A 17,451-nucleotide genomic window follows, 5' to 3' on the forward strand; every position below is an offset into this window, starting at 1 on the left:
ACAAATAGTGCCGACGTAAATCCGGTTGACTGAGGAGGACGCCAGATTTTCGTGATAAAACCCTAGGGAGGACTTCAATGTCTAAAATGAATCTGACACGCCGTGGCGTGATCAAAACAGGTGCAGTTGCTGGTGCCGGTCTTGCGGTTCCGACATATCTGTCGGCTGCAAACCACGCAGGCTACACAAACGCACCACAAGGCGACACTGTAACACTTGGCTTCAACGTGCCACAGACTGGCCCATATGCGGACGAAGGTGCAGACGAGTTGCGCGCGTTCGAATTGGCTGTCGAACACCTGAACGGTGAAGGCGACGGCGGCATGATGCCAACGTTTACGTCCAAAGCTCTCAAAGGCAACGGTATCCTTGGCAAGAAAGTCGTCTACGTCACAGGTGACACACAGACGAAATCAGACGCAGCCCGTGCGTCGGCCAAGTCGATGATCGAAAAAGACGGTGCGGTCATGATTTCGGGCGGCTCGTCGTCCGGTGTGGCTGTTGCTGTTCAGGCGCTGTGCCAAGAGGCAGGCGTTATCTTTATGGCGGGTCTGACCCACTCCAACGACACCACGGGTAAAGACAAGCGGGCCAATGGCTTCCGTCACTTCTTCAACTCGTACATGTCGGGTGCTGCCCTTGCGCCGGTTCTGGCTGCAAACTACGGCACAGACCGTAAAGCCTATCACCTGACAGCGGACTACAACTGGGGTTATACCACAGAAGAAGCCGTCCGTTCGTCAACCGAAGCAATGGGTTGGGAAACTGTGAACGCCGTGAAAACGCCGCTGACACAGACTGACTTCTCGTCCTACATCGCGCCTGTTCTTCAGTCGGGCGCCGACACGCTGGTTCTGAACCACTACGGCGGCAACATGGTGAACTCGCTGACAAACGCGGTCCAGTTCGGTCTGCGTGACAAGCAAGTGAACGGCAAAGACTTCCAGATCGTTGTGCCACTTTACTCGCGCCTGATGGCGAAGGGTGCTGGTGCAAACGTTGCAGGTATCTTTGGTTCGACAAACTGGCACTGGTCGCTGCAAGACGAAGGCTCCAAAGCGTTTGTTAAATCCTTCGGCACCAAATACGGCTTCCCACCAAGCCAGGCGGCGCACACATGCTACGTGCAGACCCTGCTTTATGCGGATGCTTGTGAACGTGCTGGCACATTCAACCCATGTGGCGTTGTCGAAGCACTTGAAGGCTTTGAATTCGACGGTCTGGGCAATGGTAAAACACTTTACCGCGCCGAAGATCACCAGTGCTTCAAAGACGTGCTGGTTGTGAAGGGCAAAGAAAACCCGACATCCGAGTTCGACCTTCTTGAGATCGTTGAAGTCACACCTGTTGATCAGGTCACATACGCACCAGATCACCCCCAATTCTCGGGCGGTGCATTGGGCACATGTAACCCGGGCGCGTAAATCGCCCAGGCGTGGGGCGGGCTTTGGTCTGCCCCACTTGCACTTCATACGACATTCAAAAGCCGTCACCGCACATACCCGACCTAAAGGGGTCCGTGTAATCGGCTTATGCACCAGCCAACACCAGCATCGGTAAGGGACAATGGAAGCAATCATCCTTCAAATTCTGAACGGGTTAGACAAGGGCTCCGCATATGCGTTGATTGCCCTGGGTCTGACCTTGATCTTCGGCACGCTTGGCGTGGTAAACTTCGCGCATGGCGCCTTGTTCATGATGGGCGCCTTTTGTGCGGTTACCTTCTCGAACTTGCTGACCCTGTCCTATCAATCGCCCGAGCCCACGGGGACAGACTTCTTGGGCAACCCAAGCTATGATGATCTGTTCTATGTGCAACAATGGTTCGGCGAAGCGGCGGGTGCGTGGATGATGGACTGGGCGGTGCCTCTATCCATCCTCTTTGCCATACCGGTCATGATTTCCATCGGTGTGATTATGGAACGCGGCCTGATCAAGCACTTCTACAAGCGTCCCCATGCCGACCAGATCCTTGTGACATTCGGTCTGGCCATCGTTCTTCAGGAAGTCATCAAGTATTACTATGGCGCAAACCCAATCCCGACCCCTGCCCCTGAGGTCTTTCGCGGATCGTTCGATTTTGGGGCAGCACTTGGATTTGACCCCAACGTGATCATCTATCCTTACTGGCGCCTGGTCTACTTCGGCTTTGCAGCCATCATCATTGCTGCTGTCTTTGCCTTCTTGCAGTTCACCACCTTTGGTATGGTTGTGCGCGCAGGTATGGCGGACCGCGAAACCGTTGGTCTGCTTGGCATCAACATCGACCGCCGCTTCACCATCATGTTCGGCATTGCGGCCGCGGTCGCGGGTTTGGCTGGCGTGATGTATACGCCCATCAACTCGCCCAACTATCATATGGGCATGGACTTTCTTGTGCTGTCGTTTGTCGTGGTTGTTGTGGGCGGTATGGGCAGTTTGCCTGGCGCGGTTTTGGCGGGCTTCCTGCTTGGTATCCTTGAAAGCCTGGCATCCATGTCAGCCGTGATCGACCTGATCCCCGGTATTAACCAAGTGATCATCTATCTGGTCGCAATCATCATTCTGTTGACACGTCCACGTGGCCTTATGGGTCGCAAAGGCGTGATGGAGGAATAAGCCATGTTCGGTTTGGAAAAGAAAGACCTACGTCTACTGATGTTCGTGGCGGGCCTGACACTGTTGGCACCGTTCCTTCTCAACCCTTTCCCCGAAGGCAGTGCGATGGCACAGTTCAACGCGGGTTACCCTGATCTGATGCAACGCTTCGTGATCTTTGGTATCTTTGCAATCGGGTTCAATATCCTCTTCGGCCTGACAGGGTATCTGTCGTTCGGGCACGCCGCGTTTCTGGGTGTGGGCAGCTATTCCGCGATGTGGATGTTCAAGCTGTTCGGGATGAATGTCATTCCAGCCTTGGGGCTTGCGATTGCCATGTCTGGCCTGTTTGCGATTGTGATCGGCTACGTCAGTTTGCGGCGATCCGGGATTTACTTTTCGATCCTGACACTGGCCTTTGCCATGATGTCCTACGCCCTTGCCTATTCGGTGCTGGCCACGGATATGGACGGTCCTGACAAACAGGGCCTTTTGCAAAAGGGTCTGACAGGTGGTGAAACAGGTCTGCAACTGACGCTGCAAGACCCCCGTATTCTGGGCGCGCAAACTACAGAGAGCGGCAACATCCCTGTCCCAAGCCTTTTCGGCGTGGAGATGCGCAGCGCGACCGAACTGAACCTGGGCGATTGGGTTTTCACCTTCTCGGCAGGCTACTATTTCAGCGGCGTTATCATGTTGCTGGCCTTCTACCTGTCAATCCGCATCTTCCGTTCGCCGTTTGGCATGATGCTGCGGGCGGTCAAATCGAACCAGCAACGTCTGACCTATACTGGCCTGAACCCCAAACCCTATACCCTTGCGGCTTTTGTCATCTCGGGCATGTATGCGGGGCTTGCGGGCGGCCTGATGGCGGCAATGGATCCTTTGGCTGGCCCTGAACGGATGTTCTGGACCGCATCTGGTGAAGTTGTCTTGATGACGATCCTTGGCGGTGCAGGCACCTTGATTGGTCCGGTGTTGGGCGCGGGTGCGATCAAATACATGGAAAACATCCTGTCCAAGATCAACTCGGACATCCTTCACACATGGTTTGCTTTCCTGCCCGATGGTCTGGAAAATCTGATCGTGGGGATGATCTACCCCTTTATCGGCAAAGGCTGGCACCTGACGCTTGGCATTATCTTTATGCTGGTCGTTATCTTCCTGCCGGGCGGACTTGTCGAAGGCAGCCAGCGCATCGGACGTATGTTCAAGCGCAAGCAAGCCGACGACGATAAACCAACTGCAACCACCGAACCTGCGGAATAAGGAGCAACCACCATGGGTATTCTTGAAGTCAAAGGTGTCGGTAAACGCTTCGGCGGCTTGCAGGCATTGGGTGACGTTAACCTGAGCGTGGCAGAAAACAGCTGCCACGCGATCATCGGGCCAAACGGGGCCGGTAAATCCACATTGTTGAACTGTCTCATCGGCAAGCTGATCCCCGATACGGGGTCGGTCACCTTTGAAGGTCAATCAGTCTTGGGGCGCAGCCCACACGAGATTAACCAAATGGGCATCAGCCGCGTGTTCCAGACACCTGAAATCTTTGCCGATCTGTCGGTGTTGGAAAACATGCTGATCCCCTGCTTTGCAAAGCGCGATGGCTCGTTCGAACTGAACGCCATTTCTGCGGTGCGCAACCAAAAGGATGTGCAGGACAAAGCGATGCACATGCTTGAGGACATGAACTTGGCTGACAAGCGGCACATGCATGCAGCCTCGATGTCGCGCGGTGACAAACGCCGCCTCGAGATCGCGATGTGTTTGGCCCAAGAGCCCCGCTTGCTGCTGCTCGACGAACCCACAGCAGGCATGGCGCGCGCCGATACCAACAACACCATCGACCTGCTCAAACAGATCAAGGAAGAGCGCGACATCACAATCGCGATCATCGAACACGACATGCATGTTGTGTTCAGCCTTGCAGACCGGATCACCGTTCTGGCCCAAGGCACCCCACTGGTCGAAGACACGCCCGACAAGATCAAGGGCCACCCCAAGGTGCGCGAAGCGTATCTGGGCGAAAGCGCTGATTAAAGGATTGATGATATGAACGTGAAACCCGATTTCGGCAAAAACGCCAACCACGCCCAAACCGCCCCCGCCTTTCTGTCTGTATGGGATATGCATGCCTACTACGGCGAAAGCTACATCGTCCAAGGCGTCAGCTTTAACGTCCACGAAGGCGAGATCCTCGCCCTTTTGGGGCGCAATGGCGCTGGCAAAACATCCACCCTGCGCTCAATCGCGCGGATCGGTGATCCGCAGGTAACAAAAGGCGAGATCTGGCTGGATCACCAGCCACTTCACAATATGTCCAGCCACGAAGCGGCCTCTGTCGGTTTGGGACTTGTTCCCGAGGACCGCCGTATCATCCAAGGCCTGACCGTTGAAGAAAACATCACGCTGGCGCAAATTGCTCCCCCTATCGGATGGTCGCACGAACGTCTTTACGAGTTGTTCCCACGTCTGGGCGAACGCCGCAAACAGGAAGGCACAACCCTGTCAGGTGGTGAACAACAAATGCTGGCCATCGCACGTGCACTGGCCCGCGACATCAAGGTTTTGCTGCTCGACGAACCCTACGAAGGGCTGGCGCCTGTCATCGTGGACGAAATCGAAAAGACGCTGATCCATATCAAAGAACAGGGCATGACAACCGTGTTGGTCGAGCAAAACGCAGTACGTGCTTTGGAATTGGCCGACCGTGCTGTGATCCTCGACACCGGGGGCATTGTCTTTGACGGCACCGCCGCCGAGGTTCTGGACAACGCCGAATTGCGCGCCGAGTATCTCGCGATCTGACGTCCCTGCGACGTTCCGAGGACGTCTCTTGGCCCTGCATTCCCCCAGAGTGTGGGGCCAAAATTTTAAGACTATGACATTTGGGAGGATTTGATCTGATGTCGAACTACGCCCCGAGCCCCGAATTTTCGAAATCAGCCCATATCGACGCGGCAAAATACCAAGAAATGTACCACCGTTCTATCAGTGATCCTGACGGTTTTTGGGGGGATGCGGGTAAGCGGTTGGATTGGATTAAGCCGTATAGCCAGGTCAAGGACGTGGATTACACGCTCGGGTCGGTCAAGATCAACTGGTATGCTGATGGCACGCTGAACGTTGCGGCCAACTGTATTGACCGCCATCTGGCCACGCGCGGTGATCAGACGGCCATCATCTGGGAGCCTGACAGCCCCGACACGCCTGCCAAGCACATCACCTACAAGCAGCTGCACACGTCGGTTTGCAAGATGGCCAACATCCTTGAAGAGCTTGGCGTGCGTCGCGGCGACCGTGTGGTGATCTATCTGCCGATGATCCCCGAGGCCGCCTATGCCATGCTGGCCTGCGCGCGCATCGGCGCGATCCATTCCATCGTGTTCGCGGGCTTCAGCCCCGACGCTTTGGGGGCGCGGATCAACGGCTGTGACGCCAAGGTGGTCATCACCGCCGACGAGGCCCCGCGCGGCGGCCGCGTCACCCCACTCAAGTCCAACGCCGATCAGGCCCTGCTGCACTGCAAGGACAGCGTCAAATGTCTGGTCGTCAAGCGCACCGGCGGGCAGACCACATGGACAGACCGCGACTATGATTACAACGAGATGGCCCTTGAGGCCTCGGACGTCAGCCACCCCGCCGAGATGGGCGCCGAAGACCCGCTCTTCATTCTGTATACCTCAGGCTCGACAGGCCAGCCCAAGGGCGTTGTCCACACATCGGGCGGCTATCTGACCTATGCGGCGATGACCCAGGAGCTGGTCTTTGACTACCACGAAGGCGATATCTTCTGGTGCACCGCAGACGTCGGTTGGGTCACGGGCCACAGCTATATCGTCTACGGTCCGCTGGCCAATGGCGCGACCACGATCATGTTCGAAGGCGTGCCCACCTACCCCGACGCCAGCCGCTTCTGGCAGGTCTGCGAGAAGCATAAGGTCACCCAGTTCTACACCGCCCCCACCGCCCTGCGCGCGCTGATGGGTCAGGGCAATTCCTTTGTGGAAGGCTGCGATCTGTCGGATCTGCGCGTTCTGGGCACCGTCGGCGAGCCAATCAACCCAGAGGCCTGGAACTGGTACAACGACGTGGTCGGCAAGGGCCGCTGCCCCATCGTCGACACGTGGTGGCAGACCGAGACAGGCGGCCACCTGATGACGCCGCTGCCCGGTGCCACAACGCTCAAGCCCGGATCGGCCCAACAGCCGTTCTTTGGCATCCAGCCTGCGGTGCTGGACCCACAATCGGCCGAAGAAATCCACGGCAATGACGTTGAAGGCGTGCTGGTCATCAAAGACAGCTGGCCCGGTCAGATGCGCACCGTCTGGGGCGATCACGAACGCTTCGAGAAGACCTACTTCGCCGACTACCCGGGCTATTACTTCACAGGTGACGGCTGCCGCCGCGACGCCGATGGCGACTACTGGATCACCGGCCGCGTGGACGATGTGATCAACGTGTCGGGCCACCGCATGGGCACGGCCGAAGTCGAAAGCGCGCTGGTCGCCCACGCCAAAGTGGCCGAGGCCGCTGTGGTCGGCTACCCCCATGACATCAAAGGCCAGGGCATCTACGCCTATGTCACGCTGATGAACGGGGTCGAGCCCACGCCAGAGCTGCGCAAAGAGCTGGAAACATGGGTCCGCTCAGAGATCGGACCCATCGCCAAACCCGACCTGATCCAATGGGCCCCCGGCCTGCCCAAAACACGCTCCGGCAAAATCATGCGCCGCATCCTGCGCAAAATCGCCGAAAACGACTTCGGCGCACTCGGCGACACATCAACACTCGCCGAACCCGCCGTCGTCGACGACCTCATCGAAAATAGAATGAATATCTAAGAACCGTCGTTTACCTTGAAGTCCCATCAAAGCACCCCGATGTTAAAACGCATCGGGGTGCTTTTCCTTGGGTCAGGCTTCACCTATACAGGCCCTAAGACGCCCGCGAACAACAGGGTGCATGCGTTAGGGAACACAAAAATGGCGAAAAAAACCCACGATAGCGATGTTGAGTTCATTCAGGCGTTGGCCGAGCTTTTGCGCGAGAATGATCTGACAGAATTGCAGGTCAAACGGGACTATGGCGAAGCAGACAGTCTGAACGTTCGTGTGAGCAGACAAACCCAAATGGTCGCAGCCGCGCCCGCAGCTGTCGCAGCGCCGGCACCAGTTGCAGCGGCAGCGCCTGCCGCAGCACCTGCCCCCTTGGCAGAGGCCAGCGATGACCCCGCCAATCATCCTGGCGCTGTGACATCGCCAATGGTCGGCACGATCTACATGCAAGCAGAGCCCGGCGCGCCATCTTTTGTCAGCGTAGGCACGCAGGTCAAAGAAGGTGATACCCTTCTGATTGTAGAGGCCATGAAAACAATGAACCATATTCCTGCGCCACGTGCAGGGACCGTCAAACGTATTCTGGTCGAAGATGGTGCCCCTGTCGAATATGGCGCACCGCTTGTGATCCTCGAATAAGGCATTGGCAATGTTCGATAAAATCCTGATCGCCAACCGTGGCGAAATTGCTTTGCGGGTCATCCGCGCCTGCCGTGAAATGGGTGTGCAATCTGTCGCGGTCCATTCGACCGCAGACGCAGATGCCATGCATGTGCGCATGGCGGATGAGGCTATTTGCATCGGCCCGCCATCCTCAACCGACAGCTATTTGTCGATCCCTGCGATCGTGGCGGCTTGCGAGATCACCGGCGCCCAAGCGATACACCCCGGCTATGGTTTCTTGTCTGAAAACGCACGGTTTGTCGAAATACTCGAAGATCACGGCATCACATTTATCGGCCCAACATCCGAGCACATTCGCGTCATGGGCGATAAAATCACCGCCAAAGACACAATGAAGAAACTGGGTGTGCCATGTGTGCCAGGCTCTGAAGGTGGTGTTGCAACAGTCGAAGAGGCTAAGGCACTGGGCGAAGAAATTGGCTATCCGCTGATCATCAAGGCGACAGCAGGTGGTGGCGGCAAAGGCATGAAACTGGCCAAATCCGCCGACGAGATGGAGCAAGCCTTCCAGACCGCGCGCCAAGAGGGCAAAGTGAATTTTGGCAATGACGAGGTTTATATCGAGAAGTATCTCGGCAAACCGCGCCATATCGAAATTCAGGTCTTTGGCGACGGGAAAGGCAAAGCCGTTCATCTGGGCGAGCGGGATTGTTCGCTTCAGCGACGTCACCAAAAGGTTTTCGAAGAAGCACCGGGTCCTGCGATTGATCCCGAAACGCGCGCACGGATCGGCAGGATTTGCGCCGATGCCATGGCCGATATCAACTATATCGGCGCGGGCACCATCGAGTTTCTCTATGAAGATGGCGAGTTCTTTTTCATCGAAATGAACACCCGTTTGCAGGTGGAACACCCTGTCACCGAAGCGATCTTTGGTGTTGATCTGGTGCGCGAGCAAATCCGCGTTGCCGCGGGCGTTGACATGTCGTTCGACCAGGACGATCTGGTGATCAATGGGCACGCAATCGAAGTGCGGATCAATGCAGAGAAACTCCCCAATTTCTCGCCTTGCCCTGGCAAGATCACCCAGTATCACGCGCCCGGTGGTCTGGGCGTCCGCATGGATAGCGCCCTTTATGATGGGTATTCGATCCCGCCTTATTACGACAGTCTGATCGGTAAGTTGATTGTTCATGGCCGCAACCGTCCAGAAGCTCTCTCGCGTCTGAACCGCGCTTTGGGCGAATTGATTGTGGATGGCGTCGATACGACCATCCCGCTTTTTGATGCGTTGCTTGGACAGAAAGACATTCTGACGGGCGATTACGATATCCATTGGCTTGAACACTGGCTGGAAACGAACCTGCAAGGGTAGCGCGACGCACTATATACTAAGACACAGGGCCAGATCACCGATCTGGCCCTTTTCATTTGCCGCCCCATTTGCGATGGTTTGGCGCAGGAGATCCCATAATGAACGAGACACTCACGCCAGAGGTGCTGCTGCGCGCCTATCAGGCGGGCATCTTTCCGATGTCGGACGGGCGTCACGATCCCGATATTTACTGGGTTGATCCGCGCAAGCGTGGCGTGATGCCATTGGACGGGTTCCACATCTCGCGCAGTTTGGCCAAACAGATGCGCAAGGGGGAATACGCAGTCACCGCGGATCAACACTTCGATGCAGTCCTACAGCAGTGTGCCGCGCGTAAAGACACGTGGATCAGCACAAGAATTGAGAAGTTGTATCAACAGCTTTTTTCAAGCGGATTTGCACATTCCATTGAGGTCTCAACACCCGACGGCACGCTTTTTGGGGGTGTTTACGGGGTCGCAATCCGTGGTGTGTTTTTCGGCGAAAGCATGTTTTCCAGCCAAACAGGCGGATCAAAAATTGCGCTGGCCTATCTGGTGGACCGATTGCGCATGGGTGGGTTCACATTGTTTGATACGCAATTCATCACGCCGCACCTTGAAAGCCTCGGAGGGGTCGAAATATCCCGCAAGACCTATCACGATCTCTTGGCCCATGGTTTGTCGCAAGACGCGGATTTTTGGGCATCAGGCCCAGGCAGTCCGGCCGCTGATCAGGTCTTGCAGCGCAACGCCCAAACATCATAGCGGGGGTGTTCCATTGCGTTCAGTGCAGGCGCAGACGCGATCATCCAGCCCTCAAAAACAGGTGTTTCACTGCCCTGCGCTGTGACGGTAAGCAAGATATAAGCGTCACCCGACGGGTTCGATCTGGGGTAACGGCACTCTTGCATTGCAACGCTCAGACGGCCCACGGTGCGGGTTTCAAATATCTCAAGCTCTAGGTCTTGGACTGTTCCAGTGGTTTTATCGAGGACGCGGATGATGCCTTGTGGGGCATTTCGGGTCTGTTGTGCCACGGCAGGGGCTGCAATGGCCAAGCCGAGCACACATGCAGTGAGCGCGCGGATCATTGATCGCTTCCACCCACAAAGGCCAAAAGCAGGGAAACAAGGCTCACCGCACCTTGCGTGTCTTCGATTTCGGCGCCGTCTTCAAAAGCGAACATGCTTCCACCCGGCTGGATTTCAACGAAATTGCCACCCAACAGACCTTCTGATGAAATGGTGATCGCACTATCATCAGGGATCTCGACACCGTCGATCAAAGCAAACGTCGTATCGGCACGCAGGGTTTGGGGGTTCAATTCCATCCCCGTCACGGTGCCGATCTTGACACCCGACATACGCACATCGGTTCCAACGCTGATGCCTTCGGCGGATCTGAAACTTGCCGTAAGTTCAAAATCAGATGCACCGTTGGCAAAGCCTGTTGCTTGGGCGGCATAAACCAGAAAGCCGATGGCGGCTGCCAAAACTGCGCCGCCCAGTATCACCTCGCCCCGTGTGTCTGACATTATTCTGGGCTCCACGCCTCATAGTCCGACCGCTCTTTGGGGTCGGATTTGCGGATCGAGCCAGCGGGCGCATAAGCCATCGCAGTCCCTGTCAGGTTCGGCATATGCGGTTTTTCCCACTGCTTATGTGGAAGGGGTTTGTCTGTCGGAACACTGTCCCACGTATGATGCAACCAACCATGCCAATCAGGCGATACACGCGATGCTTCGTTAAGGCCGTTATAGATAACCCAACGGCGCTTGCCGTCTTTGGTTTCGTAAAACACATTCCCTTGGTCATCTTCGCCCACGCGTTTGCCTTTGCGCCATGTCCAAAGCTGTGTGCCAAGGGACTGGCCGTCCCACCATGTTACCGCACGTTTGATAAAGTTCAGGATACCCATGAGCGCCTCGCGTTTTCGTCCCCGCACATATGGCCCATCTGAAGGCCATGGTAAAGTGGGCAAAGCGGCGCGCCGCTAGTCGCCCCAACGCAGACGAAACGCCAAACGGTGTTCTGCGGAGTAAAGCGCCATGTATTGCCCCTCGCCACCCCCAAAGAAGGACACCCACGCGCCTTGCGACTGAAGCACGCTCAGCAATTCATCCGCGTGACCGTCAATGCCGACACCGTCCATTTTTTCAGGGAACCCTGTGAAGCAATACTGCGCAGAACCATGACTGTCAGGGAAGAGCTGCGGCGTAGGTTGCCATCCGCCGTCCTGTTCCAGACTGGCGGTTGGTCCCCATTTGGACACGGTCAGCTTGGGTGGCATTTCGGGCGCATCGGCTTCAAGGCGCAACAGCACGTAAGTACATCCATAGGGCCCTATGTGGCGCGGTTTATAGGAACGAACACCCGAAATTGGCAGCGGGCCAAAGAACACATCGGCATCTTCGATCGCATTTCTTGTGTTCGCTGACAGCCCTAAACTGGCCAAGACATCACGTGCTGCATAAAGCGTCAGCCCGATCAAAGCGACCATCAGAATTCGAATAATCCACGTCATAATTCGTTACCAAAACAAAACGATCAAAACGATCAGCAAACCGCGCGGCACCAAGCGACCAAGAATAAACCGACGCATGTTATGCCAACGCCGTAACTTCGATTTCGATCCGGTATTTCGAATCAATCAAGCCACATTCGATCATGGTGGCCGCGGGCGGGTGTGCGCCAAAAGCCTCCGACAAGATAGGCCAGCAGGGTTCGAACTCGGCCGCGTCGGGTAAATAATAGCTCACCCGCACGACTTTGGTTAAGTCGCTGCCTGCCTCGCGCAACGCATCTTCGATGGTTTCAAGCGCCGCGCGGCATTGCGAGACCACATCGTCGCCTTGGCCCACGGTTCCGGCCACATGCACAAACCCGCCCGCAACGACCGCGCGGCAGTAGCCGATCTTGCTTTCGAATTCGCTACCTGAATGGATACGTTTGATCATTATGTCCCCCAACAAAAAAGCGCGGCCCCGTAGGAACGAGACCGCGCAAACCTACGTCATGGCCACATGCTTAGGCCGTTGCATCGGCTTTCTCTGGCTCTCCGTGGATCATCAGCGGATCGGCATCGGGGCCAACCGCTTCTTCATTCACCACAACCTCTGTGACGCTGTCCTGCCCTGGCAGGTCGAACATCGTATCCAGCAGGATATCTTCGAGGATCGAGCGCAGACCGCGTGCCCCTGTTTTACGTTCAATCGCGCGCTTGGCGATGGCTTGCAGTGCATCATCCGTAAAGTTCAGCTGCACGTCTTCCAGTTCAAACAAGCGCTGGTATTGTTTAACCAGCGCGTTTTTGGGCTGTGTAAGGATCGTGACAAGCGCATCTTCGTCCAGATCTTCCAGCGTCGCGATCACGGGCAAGCGGCCCACGAACTCAGGGATCAGACCAAATTTCAACAGATCTTCGGGTTCCAGATCCTGGAAGTATTCGCCGACCGTTTTCTGGCTTTCGTCTTTCACGTCTGCGCCAAACCCCATCGCGGATCCTTTGCCGCGCTGCGCAATGATACGGTCCAGTCCCGCAAATGCGCCGCCGCAGATGAACAGGATGTTGGTTGTATCCACTTGCAGGAATTCCTGTTGCGGATGCTTGCGCCCCCCTTGAGGCGGCACAGATGCAACGGTGCCTTCCATGATTTTCAGCAAAGCCTGCTGCACACCTTCACCCGAAACATCGCGGGTAATGGACGGATTGTCGGATTTGCGGGTGATCTTGTCGACCTCGTCAATATAAACGATGCCGCGCTGCGCACGCTCAACATTGTATTCAGACGCCTGCAACAGTTTGAGAATGATGTTTTCGACATCTTCACCAACGTAACCTGCTTCGGTCAGCGTCGTCGCATCGGCCATGGTAAACGGCACATCCAGAATGCGCGCCAGTGTTTGAGCCAGCAGTGTCTTACCGCAACCAGTCGGACCGATTAGCATGATGTTGGACTTGGCCAATTCAATATCGCCGCCTTTGCCCGCGTGGTTCAGACGTTTGTAGTGGTTATGCACCGCGACAGACAGCACGCGCTTGGCCTTGGCCTGACCAATCACATAGTCGTCCAGAACCTCGCAGATTTCCAATGGGGTGGGCACGCCTTCGGAAGATTTCAAGCCCGTTGCCTTGGTCTCTTCGCGGATGATATCCATGCAAAGTTCAACACATTCATCACAAATGAACACTGTGGGACCCGCAATCAATTTGCGTACCTCGTGCTGCGATTTTCCGCAGAAACTACAGTAAAGTGTATTCTTGCTGTCGCCGCCTGATGCGTTCGCCATCGTACAAATCCTTCGGGGTGCGTCCCCGTTAACGGGTCCTAAAGAGAAGAAAGGACCGCCCTTGCACACATGCTAGGACAGTCCTTTTTGGTCCACAATGCGAAAATGCCCGTTTCTTAATTTTCACGGATCATTGACGCTGGATGCCTTAACAAACCGTTAAGGCTTGCGATCAATCGTCGTCTTTTGCGCGGTTTTCCACGATTTCGTCGATCAATCCCCAGTCTTTCGCTTCTTCGGGCGACATGAAGTTGTCACGCTCAAGTGCGGCTTCTACGTCTTTGAGCTTGTTGCCTGTATGTTTGACGTAAATCTCGTTCAGGCGTGTTTTCAGCTTCTGGGTCTCTTGCGCATGGATCATGATATCCGTCGCTTGGCCCTGATACCCACCCGATGGCTGGTGCACCATCACACGGCTATTTGGCAGCGAAAAGCGCATGCCAGCCTCGCCTGCCGTCAACAAAAGCGAGCCCATAGATGCTGCCTGCCCGATCACCAAAGTGCTGACCTTGGGCTTGATGTATTGCATTGTATCGTAGATCGACAGGCCGCTTGTGACGACACCGCCGGGCGAGTTGATATACATGCTGATTTCTTTGCTCGGGTTTTCCGCCTCAAGGTGGAGCAACTGTGCCACCACCAACTGGCTCATCCCGTCGTGTACGGGCCCATTCAAAAAGATGATCCGTTCTTTCAGCAGACGGCTGAAGATATCATAGGCGCGTTCGCCGCGGCTGGTCTGTTCAACCACCATCGGCACGAGGTTCATATAGGTTTCTACGGGGTCTTGCATCTGCGCCTCACTTCATGCTTTGCGATCTTGCTCGCGTTTCGAACTCTGTCAGACAGTAGGTCGCACCGCCCCGACCTACAAGGCGCAGCTGAGCATTTTATTGAAACACCGCTTGGCCGCGTTATCTGGCCCGAGATGACAAAACAGCTTTTCGCCCCAACCCGCACCGCAGCCCTTGAACGGCTGCAATCATTCGTCCCCAAAGCTGGCGCCTATGCCAGCAAACGTAACTACGATATTTCAGGCCATCCGCATGTGTCTGTGCTATCGCCCTATATTCGGCACCGCGTGTTGACCGAGGTCGAGGTCTTGCAAGCCGTTCTTGGCCGCTATGCCCCTTCAACGGTGGAAAAATACGTACAGGAAGTGTTCTGGCGCACCTATTGGAAAGGCTGGCTTGAGATGCGCCCGTCGGTCTGGTCTGACTACAAACAGGCCGTTCATTCATCCTGGAACGATGTGCAGACACAAAGCGGCATGCGCAGTGAATGGGAGGCGGCGTGCAAGGGTGAAACGGGCATTGATTGCTTTGATCACTGGGCCAAGGAACTTGTGCAAACGGGGTATCTGCACAATCACGCGCGGATGTGGTTTGCCTCAATCTGGATTTTCACGCTGCGACTTCCTTGGGCCTTGGGCGCTGATTTTTTCTTGCGGCATTTGTTGGATGGCGATCCCGCATCGAACACATTGTCATGGCGATGGGTTGGTGGGCTGCACACAAAAGGCAAAACCTACCTCGCCCGCCCCGACAACATTGCAAAATATACCGAAGGCCGGTTTCGACCAACGGGCCTTGCAACGCACGCAGAACCTTTGACAGGCATGCCGAACCCTGAAAGAAGCCCCCTGCCTGAAGCCGGCGAACTGATCACTGGGGCGCGAACGGGTCTTTTGATCACGGAAGACGACACCAGCATTGGCTGGATCGTCGATCAGGTCACACCCGTTGCAACGGCTTGTCTGAACGCATCCGCACACCGATCGCCTTTGCACGTCGCACCATCAGTTCACAGCTTCACCCAAGATTTGATCAGCGACGGGGCGGCGCGGTATTCGGAACGGATCGGAACACAGGCAGGGTTTATTGACGCCGAACAGCTTGCCCAGTGGGCCAATGAACAGGGTCTCGACCAAGTCGTGACGTCTTATGTGCCGGTCGGACCCGCTAGAGATGCTCTCAAACCCGCGCAGCGCGCCTTGTCTGACAAGGGCATCACCTTGACCCAACTTCGCAGGCCCTACGATACAGCGGCTTGGCCACATGCCACACACGGGTTCTTCCGCTTCAAAGACAAGATCCCAAGCCTTCTGGGGCGTATCCGCGGCGTGCGTTTGGCCGACAGCCAAACGTAACGCCGCGCAGACCTATTTAATGATCATGATCGTCGTGATCATCATGATCATGGTCTTCCTCTTTATGGTCGTCATCATGTGCCGCTGCGGGAGTGGCTTGGGCACAGTCCAGCATCGCCTGATGAAGATCAGTCATGACCGCCATGTAGAGGTCCGGGCCAAATTCAAGGCTTTGACCAAGCGGGTCGATACGGCGAACCGGAATATCCTCGCCCGCTACAAGCTGTGCTACGATTTTGTCTGGTGTTTCATAGTCTTGCAGCACACAGCTAATCTTGCGTTCAGCGATCAAGCCTTGAAGCATTTGCACACGTGCAACCGACGCAGCTGAGCCGTCTGTTGGCACAATCTGAGCAATCGAGCGACGATCATAAAACGCCTCAAGATAGCCCAATGCATCGTGCCCGACGATGTAGGTGAAGTGCGGATAATCGTTAAGCTCGGTTGCATGCGCAAGGCTCATCAAAGCCAGACCGCTTGCGAACTCCAAGGCATTGGCCGCGTAAGTTTCCGCGTTCTCCGGGTCAATCTCGATGAGTTTGCCTGTGATCGCCTGCACCCAGACAATCGCATTGTCAGGTGATAGCCACAGATGGGGGTCATATGAGGCCGCGTCGTCTTTGTGGTCATCATGCCCTTCGTGATCTGCATGGTCATCATGTCCTTCGTGATCCGCGTGCTCGTCCTCTGCATGATCCTCCTCGCCATGATCGTGGTCATGGTCGTGGCCTTCCAGACGGATCACGCCCTCTACATCTGCAAGCACCATGGATTTTCCCTCACCCACGGCCGAGGCAACGGGCTTTTCCATCCACGGCGATAGTGTGGGTCCAACCCAGATCAAAAGGTCCGTTTCCTGCAACCCGCGCATCTGGCTTGGTTTGAGCTGCATATTGTGCACCGAGGTCTGGCGATCCACGATTATATCAGGTGTTCCGACCCCTTCCATGATCGCTGACACAATAGAATGAACGGGCGGGATGTCGGTCATGACATTCGGGGCCTCGGCCAATGCGGGGCCCGCGCAGATCAAAGCAACGGATAAAGCGGTATTGCGCAACATGTGTATTCTCCTTGGGGTGAATCGGGTTTTGGGGTTTTGGGGTTTTATTGCCTGTAATGTTATAGTATTACAACCCCACTTGAGAACGGAGCGTCATATGGCCTTTGCCCCCCACGATCACTCTGTCTGCGTCAGCTCTGCCATGAGCGCAGCGCAGACATATTGCGAAGCAAACGGATTGAAGTTCACCGAAACGCGCAAACGTGTGCTGCGTATTCTTCTTGAAAAACATCGTGCGATCGGGGCTTACGACATTTTGGAAGTGCTGCGCCAAGAGGGGCTGGCCGCACAGCCACCCGTGGCATACCGTGCATTGGATTTTCTTGTCAGCAATGGTTTTGCCCATAAGATCGAAAAGCTGAATGCCTATGTTGCTTGCGCCCACCCGGGTCAGGACCATACGCCTGCCTTCATGATTTGCCGATCCTGCGATGCCGTTGCTGAGGCACAAACGCATATGACCACACTAACGCGTGTGGCCGAATCCACAGGCTTTCAGATAGAAGCCACAGTTCAAGAAGCCCAAGGCCTGTGCCCCGACTGCCAAGGATAAGA

Annotated in this window: 19 protein-coding genes; 11 read left to right on the top strand and 8 right to left on the bottom strand. The window is 55.8% G+C overall.

Going from position 1 to position 17,451, the window contains the following annotated elements:
* Positions 1–77: 77 nt before the first annotated feature.
* From L1065_RS03045 to aat, 9 genes are all read left to right on the top strand, one after another.
* Positions 78–1,424 (top strand): substrate-binding protein, encoded by a 1,347-nt coding sequence (locus tag L1065_RS03045; RefSeq protein WP_237093969.1) that lies wholly within the window; start codon positions 78–80, stop codon positions 1,422–1,424.
* Positions 1,425–1,566: 142 nt separating this feature from the next.
* Positions 1,567–2,598: a branched-chain amino acid ABC transporter permease gene (locus tag L1065_RS03050; protein ID WP_237093970.1), complete on the top strand. Its 1,032-nt coding sequence runs from the start codon at positions 1,567–1,569 to the stop codon at positions 2,596–2,598.
* Positions 2,599–2,601: 3 nt separating this feature from the next.
* Complete coding sequence (locus L1065_RS03055) at positions 2,602–3,846, top strand: branched-chain amino acid ABC transporter permease (protein ID WP_237093971.1); 1,245 nt, start codon at positions 2,602–2,604, stop codon at positions 3,844–3,846.
* Positions 3,847–3,858: 12 nt separating this feature from the next.
* Positions 3,859–4,617: an ABC transporter ATP-binding protein gene (locus L1065_RS03060; RefSeq protein WP_237093972.1), complete on the top strand. Its 759-nt coding sequence runs from the start codon at positions 3,859–3,861 to the stop codon at positions 4,615–4,617.
* 12 nt (positions 4,618–4,629) lie between these two features.
* A complete protein-coding gene (locus L1065_RS03065) occupies positions 4,630–5,385 on the top strand; it encodes an ABC transporter ATP-binding protein (RefSeq protein ID WP_237093973.1) in 756 nt (251 codons plus the stop codon).
* A 98-nt stretch (positions 5,386–5,483) separates the two neighbouring features.
* Positions 5,484–7,421 carry an acetate--CoA ligase gene (gene acs / locus L1065_RS03070; protein WP_237093974.1) on the top strand — a complete coding sequence of 646 codons (1,938 nt, stop codon included), beginning with the start codon at positions 5,484–5,486 and terminating at the stop codon, positions 7,419–7,421.
* 141 nt (positions 7,422–7,562) lie between these two features.
* Positions 7,563–8,054: an acetyl-CoA carboxylase biotin carboxyl carrier protein gene (gene accB, locus L1065_RS03075; protein WP_237093975.1), complete on the top strand. Its 492-nt coding sequence runs from the start codon at positions 7,563–7,565 to the stop codon at positions 8,052–8,054.
* 10 nt (positions 8,055–8,064) lie between these two features.
* Entirely contained in the window at positions 8,065–9,414 is a 1,350-nt protein-coding gene (gene accC, locus L1065_RS03080) for an acetyl-CoA carboxylase biotin carboxylase subunit (protein ID WP_237093976.1), read from the top strand.
* A gap of 95 nt (positions 9,415–9,509) precedes the next feature.
* Complete coding sequence (gene aat, locus L1065_RS03085) at positions 9,510–10,160, top strand: leucyl/phenylalanyl-tRNA--protein transferase (RefSeq protein ID WP_370641145.1); 651 nt, start codon at positions 9,510–9,512, stop codon at positions 10,158–10,160.
* Here the strand turns inward: aat and L1065_RS03090 are convergent.
* The 7 genes from L1065_RS03090 to L1065_RS03120 all read right to left on the bottom strand — a co-directional run bounded on the left by L1065_RS03090 (position 10,127) and on the right by L1065_RS03120 (position 14,477).
* Positions 10,127–10,486: a DUF2155 domain-containing protein gene (locus L1065_RS03090; RefSeq protein ID WP_237093978.1), complete on the bottom strand. Its 360-nt coding sequence runs from the start codon at positions 10,484–10,486 to the stop codon at positions 10,127–10,129. The two genes, aat and L1065_RS03090, sit on opposite strands and share 34 nt — an antisense overlap.
* Positions 10,483–10,929, bottom strand: coding sequence for an outer membrane lipid asymmetry maintenance protein MlaD (gene mlaD, locus L1065_RS03095; protein WP_237093979.1), 447 nt, complete (start codon positions 10,927–10,929; stop codon positions 10,483–10,485). Before mlaD ends, L1065_RS03090 begins: the two co-directional genes overlap by 4 nt.
* The gene (locus L1065_RS03100; protein WP_237094529.1) at positions 10,929–11,312 is read right to left on the bottom strand and encodes an NADH:ubiquinone oxidoreductase subunit NDUFA12; all 384 of its coding nucleotides are present in this window, start codon (positions 11,310–11,312) and stop codon (positions 10,929–10,931) included. The genes mlaD and L1065_RS03100 overlap by 1 nt, the downstream gene beginning before the upstream one ends.
* 75 nt (positions 11,313–11,387) lie before the next feature.
* On the bottom strand, positions 11,388–11,918 hold the full coding sequence (locus L1065_RS03105) for a hypothetical protein (protein ID WP_237093980.1): 531 nt from the start codon (positions 11,916–11,918) through the stop codon (positions 11,388–11,390).
* A gap of 79 nt (positions 11,919–11,997) precedes the next feature.
* The gene (locus L1065_RS03110; RefSeq protein ID WP_237093981.1) at positions 11,998–12,351 is read right to left on the bottom strand and encodes a RidA family protein; all 354 of its coding nucleotides are present in this window, start codon (positions 12,349–12,351) and stop codon (positions 11,998–12,000) included.
* 70 nt (positions 12,352–12,421) lie between these two features.
* On the bottom strand, positions 12,422–13,684 hold the full coding sequence (gene clpX, locus L1065_RS03115; RefSeq protein ID WP_237093982.1) for an ATP-dependent Clp protease ATP-binding subunit ClpX: 1,263 nt from the start codon (positions 13,682–13,684) through the stop codon (positions 12,422–12,424).
* A gap of 172 nt (positions 13,685–13,856) precedes the next feature.
* Positions 13,857–14,477 carry an ATP-dependent Clp protease proteolytic subunit gene (locus tag L1065_RS03120; RefSeq protein ID WP_237093983.1) on the bottom strand — a complete coding sequence of 207 codons (621 nt, stop codon included), beginning with the start codon at positions 14,475–14,477 and terminating at the stop codon, positions 13,857–13,859.
* A 135-nt stretch (positions 14,478–14,612) separates the two neighbouring features.
* Here L1065_RS03120 and L1065_RS03125 point away from each other — a divergent pair, with 135 nt between their 5' ends.
* Positions 14,613–15,833 carry an FAD-binding domain-containing protein gene (locus L1065_RS03125; protein ID WP_237093984.1) on the top strand — a complete coding sequence of 407 codons (1,221 nt, stop codon included), beginning with the start codon at positions 14,613–14,615 and terminating at the stop codon, positions 15,831–15,833.
* Between the two features lie 16 nt (positions 15,834–15,849).
* Here the strand turns inward: L1065_RS03125 and L1065_RS03130 are convergent, their stop codons facing one another.
* On the bottom strand, positions 15,850–16,896 hold the full coding sequence (locus L1065_RS03130; protein WP_237093985.1) for a zinc ABC transporter substrate-binding protein: 1,047 nt from the start codon (positions 16,894–16,896) through the stop codon (positions 15,850–15,852).
* Between the two features lie 97 nt (positions 16,897–16,993).
* Here L1065_RS03130 and L1065_RS03135 point away from each other — a divergent pair, with 97 nt between their 5' ends.
* A complete protein-coding gene (locus L1065_RS03135; RefSeq protein ID WP_237093986.1) occupies positions 16,994–17,449 on the top strand; it encodes a transcriptional repressor in 456 nt (151 codons plus the stop codon).
* Positions 17,450–17,451: the final 2 nt, after the last annotated feature.

The organism is Nereida sp. MMG025, assembly GCF_021654165.1.
Taxonomy (GTDB): Bacteria; Pseudomonadota; Alphaproteobacteria; order Rhodobacterales; family Rhodobacteraceae; genus Nereida.